This is a genomic window from Prevotella sp. LMAG:51, from assembly GCF_008680225.1.
Classification (GTDB): Bacteria; Bacteroidota; Bacteroidia; order Bacteroidales; family Bacteroidaceae; genus Prevotella; species Prevotella pectinovora.
Genome location: NZ_NALQ01000026.1, coordinates 63443 through 81281 on the forward strand (window position 1 = coordinate 63443; position 17839 = coordinate 81281).

Annotated in this window: 18 protein-coding genes; 10 read left to right on the top strand and 8 right to left on the bottom strand. The window is 48.6% G+C overall.

Going from position 1 to position 17839, the window contains the following annotated elements:
• Window positions 1-33 precede the first annotated feature (33 nt).
• The 5 genes from CCC32_RS09485 to CCC32_RS09505 form a co-directional block, all read right to left on the bottom strand.
• Window positions 34-1296 (bottom strand): type IX secretion system plug protein, encoded by a 1263-nt coding sequence (locus CCC32_RS09485; protein ID WP_287074022.1) that lies wholly within the window; start codon window positions 1294-1296, stop codon window positions 34-36.
• An 81-nt stretch (window positions 1297-1377) separates the two neighbouring features.
• On the bottom strand, window positions 1378-1944 hold the full coding sequence (gene purN / locus CCC32_RS09490) for a phosphoribosylglycinamide formyltransferase (RefSeq protein ID WP_287074024.1): 567 nt from the start codon (window positions 1942-1944) through the stop codon (window positions 1378-1380).
• Window positions 1945-2056: 112 nt separating this feature from the next.
• Window positions 2057-2476 carry an RNA-binding S4 domain-containing protein gene (locus tag CCC32_RS09495; RefSeq protein WP_022316348.1) on the bottom strand — a complete coding sequence of 140 codons (420 nt, stop codon included), beginning with the start codon at window positions 2474-2476 and terminating at the stop codon, window positions 2057-2059.
• A gap of 6 nt (window positions 2477-2482) precedes the next feature.
• Complete coding sequence (gene pth, locus CCC32_RS09500) at window positions 2483-3052, bottom strand: aminoacyl-tRNA hydrolase (protein WP_044072314.1); 570 nt, start codon at window positions 3050-3052, stop codon at window positions 2483-2485.
• A gap of 279 nt (window positions 3053-3331) precedes the next feature.
• Window positions 3332-3925, bottom strand: coding sequence for a 50S ribosomal protein L25/general stress protein Ctc (locus CCC32_RS09505; protein ID WP_022316350.1), 594 nt, complete (start codon window positions 3923-3925; stop codon window positions 3332-3334).
• Between the two features lie 234 nt (window positions 3926-4159).
• Between CCC32_RS09505 and nusB the strand changes: the two genes are divergently transcribed.
• The 6 genes from nusB to nth all read left to right on the top strand — a co-directional run bounded on the left by nusB (window position 4160) and on the right by nth (window position 8640).
• The gene (nusB, locus tag CCC32_RS09510) at window positions 4160-5095 is read left to right on the top strand and encodes a transcription antitermination factor NusB (protein ID WP_022316351.1); all 936 of its coding nucleotides are present in this window, start codon (window positions 4160-4162) and stop codon (window positions 5093-5095) included.
• A gap of 150 nt (window positions 5096-5245) precedes the next feature.
• Window positions 5246-5575, top strand: coding sequence for a preprotein translocase subunit YajC (yajC, locus tag CCC32_RS09515; protein ID WP_022316352.1), 330 nt, complete (start codon window positions 5246-5248; stop codon window positions 5573-5575).
• Window positions 5575-6555 carry a CdaR family protein gene (locus CCC32_RS09520; RefSeq protein WP_022316353.1) on the top strand — a complete coding sequence of 327 codons (981 nt, stop codon included), beginning with the start codon at window positions 5575-5577 and terminating at the stop codon, window positions 6553-6555. Before yajC ends, CCC32_RS09520 begins: the two co-directional genes overlap by 1 nt.
• 136 nt (window positions 6556-6691) lie before the next feature.
• Window positions 6692-7252: a dephospho-CoA kinase gene (gene coaE / locus CCC32_RS09525; protein WP_287074035.1), complete on the top strand. Its 561-nt coding sequence runs from the start codon at window positions 6692-6694 to the stop codon at window positions 7250-7252.
• Window positions 7253-7343: 91 nt separating this feature from the next.
• Entirely contained in the window at window positions 7344-7790 is a 447-nt protein-coding gene (locus tag CCC32_RS09530; RefSeq protein ID WP_044079703.1) for a DUF5606 family protein, read from the top strand.
• A 202-nt stretch (window positions 7791-7992) separates the two neighbouring features.
• Entirely contained in the window at window positions 7993-8640 is a 648-nt protein-coding gene (gene nth, locus CCC32_RS09535) for an endonuclease III (RefSeq protein ID WP_044064887.1), read from the top strand.
• 180 nt (window positions 8641-8820) lie between these two features.
• Here nth and tilS read toward each other — a convergent pair whose 3' ends face one another.
• The 3 genes from tilS to CCC32_RS09550 all read right to left on the bottom strand — a co-directional run bounded on the left by tilS (window position 8821) and on the right by CCC32_RS09550 (window position 12276).
• Window positions 8821-10176, bottom strand: a complete 1356-nt coding sequence (tilS, locus tag CCC32_RS09540) for a tRNA lysidine(34) synthetase TilS (protein ID WP_278841206.1) — start codon at window positions 10174-10176, stop codon at window positions 8821-8823.
• Between the two features lie 96 nt (window positions 10177-10272).
• Window positions 10273-11460 (bottom strand): class I SAM-dependent rRNA methyltransferase, encoded by a 1188-nt coding sequence (locus CCC32_RS09545; protein ID WP_287074041.1) that lies wholly within the window; start codon window positions 11458-11460, stop codon window positions 10273-10275.
• A gap of 156 nt (window positions 11461-11616) precedes the next feature.
• On the bottom strand, window positions 11617-12276 hold the full coding sequence (locus tag CCC32_RS09550; protein ID WP_278841208.1) for a 3'-5' exonuclease: 660 nt from the start codon (window positions 12274-12276) through the stop codon (window positions 11617-11619).
• A gap of 140 nt (window positions 12277-12416) precedes the next feature.
• On the opposite strand from CCC32_RS09550, the gene CCC32_RS09555 reads away from it, so the two are divergent.
• From CCC32_RS09555 to CCC32_RS09570, 4 genes are all read left to right on the top strand, one after another.
• Entirely contained in the window at window positions 12417-14924 is a 2508-nt protein-coding gene (locus tag CCC32_RS09555) for an FtsK/SpoIIIE family DNA translocase (protein ID WP_287074044.1), read from the top strand.
• Between the two features lie 84 nt (window positions 14925-15008).
• Window positions 15009-15611 carry an outer membrane lipoprotein periplasmic chaperone LolA1 gene (gene lolA1 / locus CCC32_RS09560; RefSeq protein ID WP_287074046.1) on the top strand — a complete coding sequence of 201 codons (603 nt, stop codon included), beginning with the start codon at window positions 15009-15011 and terminating at the stop codon, window positions 15609-15611.
• A 69-nt stretch (window positions 15612-15680) separates the two neighbouring features.
• Window positions 15681-17177, top strand: coding sequence for a DUF5687 family protein (locus CCC32_RS09565; RefSeq protein ID WP_287074048.1), 1497 nt, complete (start codon window positions 15681-15683; stop codon window positions 17175-17177).
• Window positions 17178-17381: 204 nt separating this feature from the next.
• The gene (locus tag CCC32_RS09570; protein WP_022316364.1) at window positions 17382-17825 is read left to right on the top strand and encodes a T9SS type A sorting domain-containing protein; all 444 of its coding nucleotides are present in this window, start codon (window positions 17382-17384) and stop codon (window positions 17823-17825) included.
• Window positions 17826-17839 lie beyond the last annotated feature (14 nt).

A 17839-nucleotide genomic window follows, 5' to 3' on the forward strand; every position in this document is an offset into this window, starting at 1 on the left:
TGCTAGCAGTATTAAAATGCTACATTGAACGGCCTAATGACCGTTTGGGTTTAACTGAATCTCCTGATAGCCAACGAGTTGGTCTGTCCTGTCGCCTTGTCCTCTGTAATATACCAACGCCTGGTATTTGTTTTCCGTCTGATAGAAGTTCCCTTCTGACGGGGAGGTCTTCATGGTGGCATCGCTGCTCTCCATCAGGTATTGGTATGAGTAGTAGCCCTGCTTCAGCAGGATGGCGGCCTCGTAGCGCCGTTTCTTCTCGTTGTATTCCATTTTGTATTCGGGCAGGAAGCGGTTGTATGTCCATTCGCCGTTCAGATAGATGTCGCCGGGGTATCTTTGCTTGCTGTCGAGCGTGAAGTGCACGTACATGTAGTCGCACGTGTTCTCGTTCTCTATGTTGTCGCTGTTTCGGATATAGAAGGCTCCGTTGGCGTCTTCGTCGTAGAGATAGTACGGTCTGGGCACGTCGGCGAACACGTGTGCGTGGTAGTTCTCCCCGTCCCACGATATCTCGTCTATCCCCATCGTGGCGTGTGATGTGGCGAGGGTTTCAAACTTGTGGTATTCGTTTCCCGCCTCGAAGATGAGCTCCCTGTTGTGCCGCCATTCCAGTCCGCTTGGCGTCTTGTATTGTGGCTGTGCGTTGCGTATGGCGTTGTCCCATCTCCTGTTCTGCATCACCACGGTCTTTATCTGTGTTTCGGGGTCGGCCACTCTCAGCGCGTTGTACGACAGCTTCATGGATATCTGCTGGTGGGCGAGGTTGGTGTCGATGTCGGTATTTGTGGTGGCGCCCATAGATATTCCCGCCTTCGGGTCTACCACCATGAAGCATGCCGTGAGCACTTCTTCGCCCGTGTCTCCGTCGGCAACCGTGACCTTGTAGTTGCCGCTGAGCTTCAGTCTGCATTTCTCGTTGGGTATGGAGAAGGCGTAGTGGGTGTAGTCCACGTTTGTGTTTATGGATTCCGTGATGTCGTCTATCGTGTTGTCTTCGGCAAATCCTTCTATGTAGTCGCTTGCGAAGAGCTGCTCCGACGGCGACCAGTCGGCTTCACAATGGGTGATGCTGTAGGTGTAGCGGTGGTATGTGTGTGTCAGGTCGTCGAATGATATGTTTATCCTGTTCTGGCTTGGATTGTCAGAACGGAGTTTCATTATCGGGAGCGCGAGCCATTTGTCGCCGCACACCACTTGCAGCGTCTTTATCCCTGCCTTGTGTATCTCGTTGTATTGGGCGCGGGAGACCAGGCTGAGAGCTAGGAGCGGGACCAGAAGGATTGTTCTTTTCATGTTTTCTTTATTCTTTATATAGAGCAGGGGGGTCCGGTGTGGAGGAGTGGCGGAATCCTGCGGCAGTAATTATGGCTGCTGTCAGCGGCTGAGCAGCTGCTCGATCACTTCCGGGTAGTGTTCGTATTCTAGTGCGTGCACCTTGCGGGCGATGTCGTCGGCGGAGTCTTCGGGCGAGAGTGGGGTGGTGTACTGTTTCAGTATCTGTCCCTTGTCGTATTCGTTGTTCACGAGATGGATTGTTATTCCGCTTTCCTTTTCGCCGTTTTCCTTCACTGCCTTGTGCACGTTGTCGCCATACATGCCCTTTCCGCCGTATTTCGGCAGCAGCGACGGGTGTATGTTGACTATCCTGTTCTTGTAAGCCTCTGTGAGGTAGTCGGGCAGGAGGAGCATGAATCCTGCGAGGATTATGTATGATATGTTGTGGTCTGCCAGCAGGGGCAGCACTCTGGAGCTGTCTTTGAATCCCTCTTTGTTCACTATTTCCACGGGCACTCCGAATTTCTCCGCCCTCTTTATCACCTGTGCGCTCTTGTTGTTGCACACCACGAGAGCCACGCACACCGTTTCCGAGTTCTCGAAGTATCTGATTATGTTCTCGCAGTTTGTTCCGTTGCCGGATGCGAATATGGCTATGTTCTTCATATTGGGTAAATGTTATTATGATTATATTATGGTAGGTTTGGCTGGGCAACCGTCCAGACGGTCGTCCTGCCGTTAGTTTTCATTGTAGCTTGCCCTTGCGGGCGGTTGGGTTTCAGTCGTCCGGGTCGTCGTCGTATTCGTCGAAACCGAACATTGCAGGCTCTATGAAGGCGTCGAGGCTGCGGCGGTCTTTCTTCGTGGGGCGTCCTGTGCCACGGGCTCTGTCCACGAATCCGCTTATCCTGCTCATTTCCAGTATCTCATACTGTTTCGGGTCGGTCACGTTCTCGTAGATGTCCTGTATGAGTTTTGCGCCCACGCGCTTTTCAATACATTGGAGTATCTTGAACGAATAGGTTATCGGCGGTTTTTTCACGCTCACCGTCTCTCCGCATTTCACGATGTGAGAAGGCTTCACGTTGGTTCCGTTTATCGTGACGCGGCTGTTCTTGCAGGCATCGGCAGCCAGCGACCTGGTCTTGAAGATCCTTGCCGCCCACAGCCATTTGTCTATTCTCGCAGACTCTTGCATGTTTCCTTATTTCTTGTGGTTAAACTGGTTCATCGTTATGTCAATGCCGGCAAGGGCGAAGCTCTTTATTATCTCGCACGAAGTCTTTATCGCCGGCTTGAGGGTTTCCATTTCCTCTGAATCATATCTGCCGAGCACCCATTCCACCTGCATTCCCCTGGGGAAGTCGTTGCCTATTCCCACTCTGAGGCGTGCGTATTTCTGCGTGCCCATCACCGACTGTATGTTTCCCAGTCCGTTGTGTCCGCCGTTGCTTCCGCTGCCTTTCAGTCTGAGGGCTCCCAGTGGCAGAGACAGGTCGTCCACCACCACGAGCAGGTGCTCCATGGGTATGTTCTCCTTGTTCATCCAGTATCTCACGGCGTTGCCGCTGAGGTTCATGAATGTGGTAGGCTTCAGCAGAAAGAGTTTTCTTCCCTTCACCGAAGTCTCAGCCACGAATCCGTATCTCTTGTCGTCGAAAGAGGCTCCAGCCTCCTCAGCCATGGCGTCTACCACCATGAATCCCGTGTTGTGTCGTGTTCCCGAATATTCGCTGCCGGGGTTTCCCAATCCTACAATCAAGAATTTTTCCATTACGTATTGCTTTAAACTCCAAACGGTCATTATGCCGTTCAATGTGATATTTTATAACTGCTTGTTGCCTTTTGCTCTTTATAAGGCGTCTTTTGCTTGTTTTTAATTTGCAATAGCTCGTTATTACTGATTAAAAGCCAAACAAAATCCACTCTTCTAAGAAATCAAAATCCAAGCAAGCCCTAATGATCGATTTGGGTTGAATCTAAAAAAGGTGATTCCAAATTAAAATTCAGAACCACCCCGTGATAAATTTCTTTTCTTGCTAAATCTATGGCATTATGCCTCAGCCTGGCTTGCAGCGATAGACTTACGTGTAGCCTTGATTGAGCAAACCACAACGTTCTTGCTTGTTGCCATCTCAAGACCCTCGAAGTGCAGGTCGCCAACCTTGATGCTCTTGCCGATAGTCATGGCAGTAACGTCGATGTCGAGATGCTCAGGAATAGCCTGGTATTTCGCTGTAACGTCGATCTTGCGGATAGAGAGGTTCATACGTCCACCGTCGCGTACACCCTGTGCCAGACCATTGAGCTTGACAGGGATGCCCACAGTGATAGGCTTCTGGTCGTTAACCTCGTAGAAGTCAACGTGAAGGAGGGCGTCTGTTACCGGATGGAACTGAAGCTCCTTGAGAATCGCTGTACGCTCCTCGCCGTCGATGACGAGCTTGATAACGTAGATGTGTGGAGTGTAGACGATCTTTCTCAACTCGCTCATAGGACAAGCGATTGACAATGCTTCAGGAGCGCCGTCAGCGTTCTTTGCCTCACCGTAGAGGTTGCATGGAATCAGACCTTCCTTACGCATAGCCTTGGCTGCCTTCTTGCCCAAATCAGTTCTCTTCTGGCCTTTTACTTCAATTTCTTTCATAATTGTGTTACTCTAAATTAAGTTGTTAATAATTAATGCTTAATTCACCATCACACGAGAATTCTATTCACGTAGTGCTCGAAAAAGCGGTGCAAAGGTATTTCTTTTTTGATTAATACGCAAATATTATAAATAAAAATAGATAAAACACCGTGGTTTTCTTGCAAGTACCGCATAAAATAAGTATTTTTGCATCGGTTTTTTTGAAATACACGTTCATTTTAATATTATAAGATGATAAACAGAGAATTGATAAGGATAAAAATTGTCCAGTTAACCTACGCATATTATCAAAACGGTAACCACAACATGGATAATGCCGAGAAGGAGCTGCTGTTCAGCCTCTCCAAGGCATACGACCTGTATAATTGTCTGCTGTCCCTGATTGTAGCTGTTTCCAAAGAGTCGCGCCTGCGCTATGAAGTGGAGCTCTCCCGTGCAAAGAGAGAAGGCACAACTCTGCCCTCAGGCAAGTTTGCAAACAACAAGTTCGCCCTTCAGCTCGAAGCTAACAAGCAGCTCAACGAGTATCTCGAGAATCAGAAGCAGACATGGGACGACAGCGTGGAGTTCGTGAGAAACCTGCTCACACAGATAGAGCAGAGCCAGATTTATGCCGACTATGTGGCTGACGAGACCGACTCGTATGAAGCCGACCGCGAGGCGTGGCGCAAGCTCTACAAGGCAATCATCATGGACAACGACAACCTTGACGCCATGCTCGAGGAGAAGAGTCTCTACTGGAACGACGACAAGGAAATCGTGGACACCTTCGTGCTCAAGACCATCAAGCGCTTTGATCCGGCAAACAAGGAACTGCAGGAGCTCCTGCCGGAATATAAGGACGAGGAAGACAAGGAGTTCGCCGTGAAGCTCTTCCGCGCCACAATCCTCAACGCCGACCAGTATCAGCGCTTCATGAGCGAGACCTCGCGCAACTGGGACTTCTCGCGCCTGGCTTATATGGACGTGGTGATAATGCAGATAGCCATTGCAGAGATGATGAACTTCCCGAACATACCGGTGAACGTGACCATCAACGAATACGTTGACCTGGCGAAACTCTACAGCACTCCGAGAAGCGGCTCCTATATCAACGGAATGCTCGACGCCATCGCCCGCTACCTCATCGACACAGGCAAGATGATGAAGGTGATGCCGACAAGATGACGCATCCGTAATTCAGCACGCATAACGGCTGGCATATAAACAGGCAAAGCGCCTGGCATTAAAACAGGTAAAGTGCTTGACATTAAAACAGGCGAGACGCCCAAAAAACAGACAAACGATTAACATTTAAAACAAACATAACAGTAAATTATGAACACAACAATGTTTTTGGCTGCCCAGCAACAGGGTGGAGGCAGCATGCAGTTCCTTATAATGATGGTGGTGATCTTTGCCATCATGTATTTCTTCATGATTCGTCCGCAGCAGAAAAAGCAGAAGGAAATACGCAATTTCCAGAACTCGCTGCAGGAGGGCTCAAAGGTGGTGACAGGCGGAGGAATCTACGGCACCATCAAGAAAGTGGACATCGCTACAGGCAAAATCGAGCTCGAAATCGCAAAGGGCGTGGTTATAACAGTTGACAAAGGTTCTGTATTTGCTGATGTCGCAGCTTCTGCAACCGTCAGCAAGGAAAAATAATGAAACGCATCCTGAAAAGTATATACAGTATAGTCAGAAACTCCTTTTTCAATATCGTGAACAAGGAGTTCCTGATTTTTTTGTTCTTCCTCGCCCTGAGCGGAGCCTTCTGGCTGTTGTTGGCCCTGAACGACACCTATGAGAAAGAACTCAGGATTCCCGTGCGCATCGTGAACATACCTAAAAACGTGGTACCGACGAGCGACACCGAAGACACGATAAAGGTGACTGTGAAAGACAAAGGCTATACTCTATGTACATATATATATGGTGACAAACTGAAAAGGATAGACATACCCTTCTCTTCATACATCAAGAACAAGGGGTATGGCTCCGTGTCTGCGTCGGAACTCACCAAGCTGATCTATGCCGAACTATACAGTTCGTCGAAGGTGACAGGAGTGAAGCCCGACAAGCTGGAATACTTCTACAATTACGGAATGCACAAGCGGCTGCCCGTAAGACTGGCGGGAAACATACAGGCTGACGCAAGCTATTATCTGGCGAAGATAGAATTCTCGCCCGATATGGTGGATGTTTACGGCAGTCAGAAAATGCTCGACAGCATAAAGTACATCTACACAGAGCGGATCAATATCAAAAACCTCAAGGACACCATCAGACGCGACCTTGACCTCATGGAAATCAGAGGAGTGAAATGTGTGCCCTCCCGTGTCAGGATGGCTGTCTATCCGGATGTGCTGACCGAGGAAAGTGCAGAGGTTCCCATCTCGGCGCTCAACATGCCGGAGGGAAAGGTGTTGAGAACATTCCCGTCGAGGGTTAAAGTGGTCTTCACCGTTGGCGCGAGCATCTTCAGAACCATAAACACCAACAAGTTCAAGGTGGTGGTAGACTACAACGAGATTCTCTCAGCGCCTTCTGACAAATGCACGCTCAAGATTGCATCCGTGCCGCATGGCGTGAAGAATGCGCATACCGAAATAGAACATGTGGACTACCTCATTGAAGAACAGTAGCGGAAAAGAAAGTCATAAATACCACAGGAACTCCCTTTCTGGCAGCTATTATATAAATAGGTAGAATATTGACAGCGGCTATTAGAGAGCATGTATAGCCCCTCGATGGTGGCTGTCTATAATAATGGAGACAATTATGAAAGCAGCCATTACAGGCGGAATAGGAAGCGGAAAATCATACGTCAGCTCCTTGTTGAAAAGCAGGGGGATAGAGGTCTACGACTGCGACAGCGCAGCCAAACGCATAATGCGCGAGTCGCCATCCGTAAGAAAGGCTTTGACAGACCTGATAGGACAGGATGCCTATGCAGACGGAAAGCCCGACAAGGCTGTCATCTCAAAGTTTCTTCTTGACGCCGAAGACAACAAGAAAAGGATTAACGCCATCGTGCATCCCGCTGTGGCCGACGATTTCAAAGCCTCGGGACTTCAATTCATGGAGTGCGCCATCCTCTTCGAGAGCGGATTCGACAAGCTCGTGGACTGCGTGGTTTGCGTATCGGCACCGATAGAGGTGAGGGTGGACAGAATCATCGTCCGCGACTCTATAACGCGAGAGAAGGCAAGAGAATGGATAAACTGCCAGATGAGTCAGGAGGAGATGGAGGCTAAAAGCGATTTCGTTATCCTCAACGACGGCAGCAAACCTTTGGAACCGCAGATTGACGACGTGCTGGCGGCTTTGCGCCTACGCTGAAATCTGAACGTCTGCTGATGTGTCATGTCCCTATGACATCGTCGGGACGATAATGAGAACTTATTAATTTATTATTAAACAAATATTTGAAATGGATTTTACAATTTTGTCAGTTTCCGGAAAGCCCGGACTTTATAAGCTTGTGTCAAGTTCAAAGATGAACCTTATCGTTGAAGCCTTGGACGAAACCCATCGCCGCCTGCCTATCTTCGCAAGCGACAGAGTGACAAGTCTTTCCGACATCGCCATGTATACAGTGGCTGAGGATGTTCCATTGATGAATATTCTCGATTCTGTGCTCCGCAAGGAGGACGGAAAGGTATGCTCGCTCGACTACAAGAAGTGTGGCAAGGACGAACTTCACGCTTATTTTGCCGAAATTCTTCCTGACTACGACCGCGACAGAGTACACGACAGCGACATCAAGAAGCTTCTCCAGTGGTATAACATCCTGGTTTCCAACGGTGTGACGAATTTCGTTGACCCTGAGGAAAATGCAGAAGAGGCTACAGAAGAAGCTGCTGAGAAGGCTGAGTAAACCAAAATATAGTCTTCGAAAACGATATTGTTTTGACTATAATAGTCTGCGACAACAAAGTCTACGACAACAATAGTCTACGATAACAAAGTCTACGACAATAATAGTCTCCGGCAACAATATGCTTCGACCACATAGTCTTTTAACATATTAGTCCTCGACTATTAAAGTCACCGACCTGGATATTCATTGAAATTGAGATATGAAACGCTCTGAACGTTATGAAGCTGTCTTGAGACATTTTGCGGAAGTTTCTCCACACGTCACCACGGAACTGGAATTCGGCAGCGTCTTCCAACTGCTTGTGGCTACAGTCTTGAGCGCCCAATGCACAGACAAGAGGGTGAACCAGGTGACGCCGGAATTGTTCAGGCATTATCCTGATGCGGCGGCAATGGCAGAGGCAGATCCTGAAGATGTGCTTTCGTTTATCAGCAGCATTTCATATCCCAATTCCAAGGCAAAGCACCTCGTGGAACTCTCGGTGGCCATACAGGAGAAGTTTGGAGGGAAGGTCCCTTCGGCACTCGACGATCTCACCAGTCTGCCGGGTGTGGGGCGCAAGACCGCCAACGTGCTGCTTGCCGTTGCCTTTTCAAAGGCTGCAATGCCCGTCGACACCCATGTCTATCGTGTGAGCCACAGAATGGGGCTTGTGCCGAAATCTGCTGCCACTCCATTGGCGGTGGAGCGGTGTCTGACGAAAAACATCCCTGAAGCGTTGCTGGCCGACGCTCATCATTGGCTCTTGCTCCATGGCAGGTATGTCTGCACAAGCAGAAAGCCGCATTGCGAGAACTGTCCCTTTAAAGGGTTCTGCCCCAAAATCATGGATTTCAAGGGCTATTAGTCATCAGAGGCGGTCTGCTTGTTTGCTCTTCAATAACCGCAAGTTTGTTGCTTGGGTATAGGGCGTTTCTGCATTGTAAACCGGTGAAACGCCTGTTCATAACTTGTTGGTTTGAAGTTGTGTTTATATGGAAACTTCAATTGGTTATGCAATTGTCTAATCTATACAATTGCCTATATTTCAATTGCAAATAAACTCGATTGTCAAGATCTTCTTTGTGTTTCCAGAAATCCTCAACCTGTTGTCCAGGCGTTGGCCTATAAGCCATAGGATGTTGTTTCCGGCATCTGTCATGACAAGCTGTTTCTCTTTGTCGAAGAATGCCATTTTCCTGTCTGTCAGATAGTCGCTGACAAGCTTCTTTCCTGTCATTCCGAAGGGGATGAACCAGTCGCCCTGGGTCCAACGGCGTATTCTGAGAGGAAATTTCACTTTCGAAGCATCTGCGCTTATGGTAAACTGGCTTCGGCTTGGCGTGAATCCCTCTTCTGTGGTTTCCTCCTTGATTCTTACTTTCGTGGTCTCGTTGATAATGTATGTGCCGCTTTCGGGCAATATGAAAGGCTTCTCATTTCTGCTGTCCTTGTCTTCATTCCGTTCTATCACGAGAAAACCGCGGTCTGCAACGAGCCTGTGGGTGTCTGAAGAGAAGATGCTTCCGTTCTTCAGATTGTCCAGATTTGAGAATATGTCGTCTATGGTAGCCGACGAGAACGAGTGTCTTGAAAGGATGTGGTAGAGTGTGTATTCGGGAGACACCTGGCGCTTGAGCCTCTCTATATTGATGAATAGATAGTTGTCCTTTACAGCTGTAGAGTCCTCCGCCGCCTTTTCTATTGCGTGTTCAAACACCCTGTTGGCTTCTGTCACCCTTCTTGTAGTCTCAAACATCTTCTTGTCTGCCGAAGGGTTTATTCCCCTTATCAGAGGCATGACGTCGAGTCTGAGCTTGTTTCTCTTCACGTCGTTCACGAGGTTTGAACTGTCTGTGATGTAAGTCTGCCCCCTTTCCTTCAGATAGTCTTCTATCTCGTTGCGGGAGACACAGAGCATGGGTCTTGTCACATGTCCGTTTTTGGCTGCTATTCCCGTCACGCCCTTTATTCCCGTTCCTCTTATTATGTTGAGCAACATGGTTTCCACGCTGTCCTCCATGTGGTGGCCTACGCAGATGCCTGCCGCCCCCATGTCCTCTCTGAGCTGCTTGAAATAGCTGTAGCGCAGATTCCTTGCCGCCATCTCTATGCTTATCCCGTGGAGCGAGGCATACGACCGGGTGTCGTAATGGGTGATGTGGAGCATGACATTCTCTTTCTCGCAAAGCCTCTTGCAGAAATCTTCGTCCCGGTCAGACTCTTCTCCTCTGAGCCTGAAGTTGCAATGTACTGCCTCCACTCTGTATCCCAGATCTTTCAGACATAGCAATAGTGCCACGCTGTCGGCTCCTCCCGACAGCGCGACAAGGTATAGTCCGTCTGCCTCCATCAGCTTTTCTTCCTTTATGAATCTGCTGACGCTATTTAGAAAACTTTTCAAGATACGGTTGTCTTTTCTATATGTTATTCCACATGCTGCAATTAATCACATACAGCAATTAATCCACATGCAACATATTGTTCACCATGCAACTAATTATTCCACATACAACACGAGACCCTTGAGGTATTCTCCCTCCGGGTGGTAGATGTTGATAGGATGGTCAGCCGGCTGGTGCAGCTGATGCAGTATCCTCACGTTTCGTCCTGATATGGCAGCTGCAGTGAACACGGCATTCCTGAAGTTGTCTTTCGTCACTACCTGTGAGCAGCTGAATGTGAACAGTATTCCGCCATGCTTGATACGCTCAAAAGCCTTTACGTTCAGTCGTGTATAGCCTTTCAGGGCATTGTGTAGGGCGGCTCTGTGTTTGGCAAAAGCCGGTGGGTCGAGCACTATGAGGTCGTAGAAATCCTCTGCGTTGTCAAGGAATTTGAATGCGTCCTCACAATAAGCCTGATGCCTCTCATCGCCAGGGAAGTTGAGTTCCACGTTGGCGTTGGTCAGGTCTATTGCCTTGGCGCTGCTGTCAACGGAGTGTACGAGGTTTGCTCCTCCTCTCATGGCATAGAAGGAGAAGCCTCCTGTGTAGCAGAACATGTTGAGCACGTTCTTCCCCTTTGCGTATTTCTCAAGCAGACTGCGGTTCTCTCTCTGGTCAACGAAGAATCCTGTCTTCTGTCCTTTCAGCCAGTCAACATGGAATTTCAGTCCGTTTTCCACTGCCGTATTGTCGGTACAGCCTCCGATGATGAAGCCGTTTTCCTGTCCGAGGTCTGCCTTGTAGGGTAGGGTGGTCTCGCTCTTGTAGAACACGTTCTCTATCCTTCCGCCCATCACCTTCACCAATGCTTCGGCAATGTCAGTCCTGTTGATGTGCATGCCAACGCTGTGGGCCTGCATCACGGCAGTCTTTCCGTAGCAGTCTATCACCAGTCCCGGCAGGCTGTCTCCCTCGCCATGAACAAGTCTGTAGGTGTTGTTCTCATAGTTGTCGGCAATTCCGATTGCCAGTCTCATCTTCAGAGCCTCTGAGAGGCGCTCTTCCCAGAAGTCCTTGTCGATGGAGCGCTCCTCAAACGACAACACTCTCACGGCAATACTTCCTATCTGGTAGTGGCCTACGGCTATGAATTTATCTTCCGACGTGTACACGTTCACCGTGTCGCCGTCTTCTATACTTTCGTCCATCTTTGCTATGGCACCAGAGAAAACCCAAGGGTGGAAGCGTTTCAAGCTTTCTTCTTTCCCTCTTTTCAAATAAACAGACTTGTATTGAGTCATACTATAATCGAATTCTATATTATATTATTTTTATGTTAATCCCACAAACGGTCATCAGTCAGTTACTCCCACTGACTGTCATCATGCCGTTAATCCCACGAACGGTCATCATACCGTTGGTTTCACAAGCGGTCATCAAGCCGTAGGTGAAATACTTTATGCTTGCTTCTTTGCCATTGCCTCTACTGTCTCTTCTGCCGGCTTCACGATTCTCAGTTCGAAATCCTTGTTTCTCTCCAGTCTCATCAGCTCGTCGTATAGCTTTATGCATGCCCAGGCGTCTGTTGCGGCATACACCTTCTGCTTGTCCGTCAGTATGTCCGCCTCCCAGTTCGTGAGCCGTTGCGCCTTGCTGATTTTCAGTCCGAAGAAGTTGGCGTAAAGTTTCTGCAGACTCAGGTCCTCCACTCCGATTTCTCCCACATGCTTCTGCAGGTCGATGAAGTTGCCCGGCTTGAATTCAGCCCTTTTGTGCAGCGATATTATGTCGTCGTGTAGCGAGAGTCCGATTTTCGGAATGCTCTCGTCCTCAAGCAGTCTTATTATTGATTTTGTCATGCCTGTGTTGTTCAGTCTGAACAGAAAGCAAGTGTCGTATGTCGCCACTTGCAGCAGGGCAACCTTGTATTGCTTCCCCTTTCTGAAAGCAGGTCTCGTTTCGGTGTCAATGCCGAGAATAGGCTGTGTGAGAAGGTATTCCACTGCTCTGTCTGCATCTCTTTCGGTTGTTATGACGAAGATGCGTCCCTCAAAAACAGCCCTTGGCATTTCTGTCACTGCGTGTTTGTCGATTTTGTTATATATTACTTTTTTCATTCTCAAATATCAATGGACTTGCAAAATTAGAAAAAAAATATGAGTTTTTGCGTATTTCTTGCAAATTTCGGTTACTTTTGCATGAACATAAGCGTGAAATGGTTTCGCGCACTCATTAAAATAATCAATCAAGCGTAATAATGGCAAAGAAAAAGAAAGCACAAAAACAAAGTTTTGCAGAAGTCATGGGAGTACAGATGCTCCAAAATGATATCTTCAATTTCATATTCGGTATCATTCTGTTTGTCTGTTCCGTATGGCTTGTCGTGGCATTCATATCCTATTTCGCCACAGCGTCCATCGACCAGAGCCTTGTCATGGATATGCGTCCCGGCGACTGGTTCAGCAAGAACAGCGCCTTCCAGAATGCCTGTGGTCCATTGGGCGCTTTGTTGTCGGATTTCTTCATTTGCCAATGCTTCGGCTATTCTGCCTTCATGATACCCGTATTCCTGTGTATCGTGGGTCTGAAACTCGTCAAGGCATACAATCCCAATCTGATAAAGACATTCTTGTGCTTCAGCGTCATAATGCTCTGGACATCAATATTTGCCACCAAGTTCCTCACGCCTCTTATCGGTGGCGAGGTGTATAATCCAGGAGGCGGACATGGAGAGTACTGTTGCCAGTGGCTTGAGAATGTTGTCGGACTGCCGGGACTTATCGGAATCCTCGTCTTGGTGGCAATCCTTTTCCTCACATATCTCAGTTCGGAAACGGTGATGGTGGTAAGGAAAATATTAAACCCCGTAAGCATGATTCAGAACCGCGTCGGCTTCTATGTCACCAACGCCAAGGGTGAGGGCGGAGGTAACGCCGCTTCTGATATGAATGACTCTGCACAATCCTCTGCTGTCTCTGCGGCTGCCGGTTCAGAGGCTGCTGAAACAGGCAAATACAGGGAGACTCTGAAGCAGACGGTGGACTTCAGCGACTCTGGTTCGCCAGTTGTCAACATCGTGCCTAATGTTGATGCTGAGGAGACAGAGACAACGCCTCTGAATAATCCGGCCACACCTATGCCGAAATCGAAAGAAACTTCAGATCCGAGCTTCACGATACGTCCGGCAGAGGGAGATTCCAAGTCGTCAACATCAAGGACTGTGGCTCCTGCCGGGAATCCTCTCGACACGCCAATCAACCCTAAGGAGCCTTGGCTCAACTATAAATACCCTACTCTCGACCTGCTCAAGAAATACGATGATGACGACCAGCCATATATCGACATGAAGGAGCAGACGGCAAACAAGAACCGTATCGTAGAGGTGCTCAGCAGTTTCGGTGTGCAGATAAAGACAATCTCTGCAACTGTAGGCCCTACAATCACCCTCTATGAGATAACACCTGCAGAGGGAGTGAAGATCTCCAGAATCAGAAACCTTGAAGACGACATCGCCTTGAGCCTCAAGGCTATCGGAGTGCGTATCATAGCTCCTATTCCAGGCAAGGGAACCATCGGTATAGAGGTGCCGAATGCAAAGATGAACATCGTGTCGATGGAGAGCATCTTGAATTCGGAGAAATTCCAGAAGACCAGTTTTGAACTTCCTATCGCCCTGGGCAAGACCATCACCAATGAAGTGTTCATGGTAGACCTCGCCAAGATACCGCATCTGCTCGTGGCCGGTGCAACGGGTCAGGGTAAGTCTGTCGGACTCAATGCCATCATCACATCATTATTATTTAAGAAACACCCTAATGAACTGAAGCTTGTGCTCATCGACCCCAAGAAGGTTGAGTTCAGCGTGTATTCTTCCATCGCCAACCATTTCATGGCTATGGTGCCTGGTGATGACGAACCTATCATTACCGACGTGAAGAAGGTGGTGCGTACGCTCAATAGTCTCTGCAAGCTCATGGACACCCGCTACGACCTTTTGAAGATGGCTGGAGCACGCAACATCAAGGAGTATAACCGCAAATACCTGAACCATCAGCTCCGCCTTACCGACGGACACGAGTTCATGCCATATATCGTTGTAGTAATCGATGAGTTCGGCGACCTCATCATGCAGGTAGGCCGTGAGGTGGAGCTTCCTATAGCACGTATCGCCCAGCTCGCTCGAGCCGTAGGTATCCACATGGTAATCGCAACCCAGCGTCCTACCACTTCGATCATCACCGGTAACATCAAGGCGAACTTCCCTGGGCGTATGGCCTTCAAGGTGAGCCAGATGATAGACTCGCGTACCATCCTCGACCGTCCTGGCGCCAACCAGCTTATCGGTAGGGGAGACATGCTCTTCCTCAGCGGCAACGAGCCTGTGCGTGTGCAATGTGCCTTCGTGGATACTCCCGAGGTGGAGAAGATAAACCTGTATATCAGTTCACAACCAGGTCCTGTAGAACCTCTCGAACTTCCGGAGCCGGCATCCGAAGAGGGGGCAGAAGTATCTGGTGGCGGATTAGACGGTCATGCTCTCGACCCGTTGTTTGAGGAGGCAGCCCACGCTATAGTGATTACCCAACAGGGTTCAACTTCTATGATACAACGCCGCTTCTCTATCGGATACAATCGTGCCGGACGCTTGATGGACCAGCTCGAGAAGGCAGGCATCGTAGGGGCAGCACAAGGCAGCAAGCCTCGTGAGGTGCTTCTTGCCGATGAAAACAGTCTGGAGAACCTGCTCGTCTCTCTCAGAGGCTGATTATCAAAATAGGACATATATGACGAATAGAACATATATGACGGATAGGACATATAATAACAGACAAATAAAATTCAACGATTCATGAAACGTTTATTGTTAATATTCTCTCTTGTCATGGTCTTCTGCCTTTCTTATGGCCAGAACGCCAAGGAAGCCCGTAAGATACTCGACAAGACAGCACAGACGCTCTACAGCAAGTCTGGAGCCAAAGCCAACTTCAGCGCCTCCGGCAAGTTGGGCAACGTGAGTGGCACAGTAGCCGTCAAGGGCAACAAGTTCTATGCCTACACCCCGGCATCCGTAGTATGGTATGACGGTCGCACTCAATGGACATACATGAAAAAGTCTCAGGAGGTGAACATCAGTACTCCAACCGAGGCTCAGCAGCAGTCAATGAATCCATACAAGTTCCTGTATATCTACAAGAACGGCTACAAACTCTCCGTGAAGAAGCTGGGCAATGGATGGCAGGTACACATGGATGCCGTGAACAAGGGCCGCACGATAAAGGAGATGTATGTCACCGTGAGCAAGAGCTATCAGCTCCAGACAGTCAAGATGCGTCAGTCCGGCGGATGGACCACTATCCGCGTGTCCAACTTCCGTAAGGTCAATCTCTCAGATTCCCATTTCCGGTTCAACAGCAAGGAATATCCCAATGCTGAAGTTATCGACCTGAGATAATCCCCAACGGTCATTATGCGGTTTAACGCCCACGGTAATTTTGCCGTTTAAAGACATTTCATCAAGAATATGAACAAATTCCAGGTTTACCGTACTCTGCGTCGTCATGTCAGACTCTCAGAACGTCGCAATGTGGCTTTCGAGACCAACAGCATAGCCAAGTTCTTCATGATTCTTGGCGGTGTGATGCTCGTCTTGTATATGATGTTCATAGCCGTCCTGTTGTCGCTTATAGCCAACGACTCCACCACTTTCACGGCTCCCCAGTTCTTCTTCTCCATACTGCCGTTTCTGCTTGCTGTAGACTTTCTGGCTCGCTTTTTCATGCAGCACACTCCGTCTCAGATGGTGAAGCCCTATCTGCTGCTGCCTTTGCGGCGTTACGACTGCGTAGACTGTTTCCTTCTGTCGAGCGTCTTTTCTTATGGCAATCTCCTGTGGCTGTCAGTCACTGTGCCATTCTCTCTGATGAGCGTATTGTTCGGCTATGGCCTTTTCTCCACATTGTTTCTTGTGTTGGGCTTCCATCTGTTCATCGTGTGCAACAGTTTGTTCTATATGCTCTGCCGCACACTTGTCATAGAGCGAGCCTGGCTCATCCTGCTGCCTCTTCTTGTCTATGCTCTGCTTTTTATTCCATGGCCTGTAGGTGGCATCACCAAGCTGTTGTCCGTATATTCCGGCATCGGAACCCTTGTGGCAGACTGCAACCCCCTTCTGTTCCTTCTTCTCTTTGGTCTTCTGCTTGTCCTGTTCATGGTCAACAGAACGGTACAATACCGTTGCATAAAATCCGAGACACAGGCAGAAAAAGAACTCAATCTGCGCTCCATCTCCTCATTCGATTTCTTCGACCGTTTCAATCAGACCGGCGAATATCTGAAGCTCGAGCTCAAGATGGTGCTCCGCAACAAGAACATGCGCAAGACATTCCTTCTGCAAATCGTTTTCGTGGTGATATTGAGCCTTCTGAACTCATTCACCGATATCTACGACGATGACTTCTCCACCCAGTTCTGGAGCGTCTATCCCTTCATCCTCGTCGGTGTCAACCACGTGCGCATAATGAGCTACGAAGGCAATTTCATCGAATGCCTGATGGTGAGGAAAGAGAATATCCGCAGTCTGTTGGAAGCGAAATATTACTTCTATTCCGTCGTTCTCCTTCTTCCCCTCCTGCTCATGCTCCCTACGGTGTTCACGGGCAAATACAGCCTCCTGATGCTCGTCTCGCTGATGATATTCACAGCCGGACCGTTGTTCTGTCTGTTGATGCAGCTTGCCGTTACCAACAAGCAGACGCTTCCTCTCAACACCAAGCTTACGAAGAAGAGCGGTCTTGAAACCAACTATATCCAGGTGGTCTATGAGGTTGTAGCCCTTTTCGCCCCCTCATTCATCCTCCCTATGCTCAAGATGTTTTTCAGCGACACGATGACTTATATAATCCTGATGGCTGTAGGTCTGGCATTCATCTTCACCCATAAATACTGGATAAACAATATATACGTGCGCATGATGAAGCGGAAGTATGCCAACCTTGAGGGCTTCATGACTTCCCGATAGTGTAGTTTTGATACTAGTGTAAACGTTTACGATAGAAAGCCGGCTGGAGCATAATCTCTTTGCCGGTTTTTTTCTTATTTTTGCCGATGCAAATCAGAAACACTCCACGAGGAACACAAGCGTCCTCGATGTCTGTCGGACTTCTTTATGAAAGGACGATAATTATATAGAATTAATCTACCGAACTAATCTTTAAATTAAAAAATGAAAAAAAGAATCATTGCGGTTTCACTGGCATTGATGTCATTGTGCCTTTCGGCAAATGCTGATGTCGTGCAAACCCTGACCATCAACGGTCAGACGGTTGAGAAAACCGTCACCCAGCTCACTTTCAGTGGCGACAACGTAGTGTTGCATTTCGAAGGCTCTGAGGAGTCATACGCATTAGACGATGTCGTGTTGGATTTCAGCGACGTTTCATCAATCAACAGTATCAACACTTTCAAGCTCAACGGTCTTGTTGACGGTCGTCTCGACATCTCCGGTCTTGCTGCAGGCACTCCGGTTGCTGTCTTCGACATCTCCGGTAAGAAGATGGCTTCTCTCAGAGCAGGCGAGGAGACCACACAGGTCAATGTCGGGGATTTCCGTTCGGGAGTCTACATCCTGAAGGCTGGCACGCAGATCGTGAAATTTGTAAAACGCTAAAACCATCACTACGA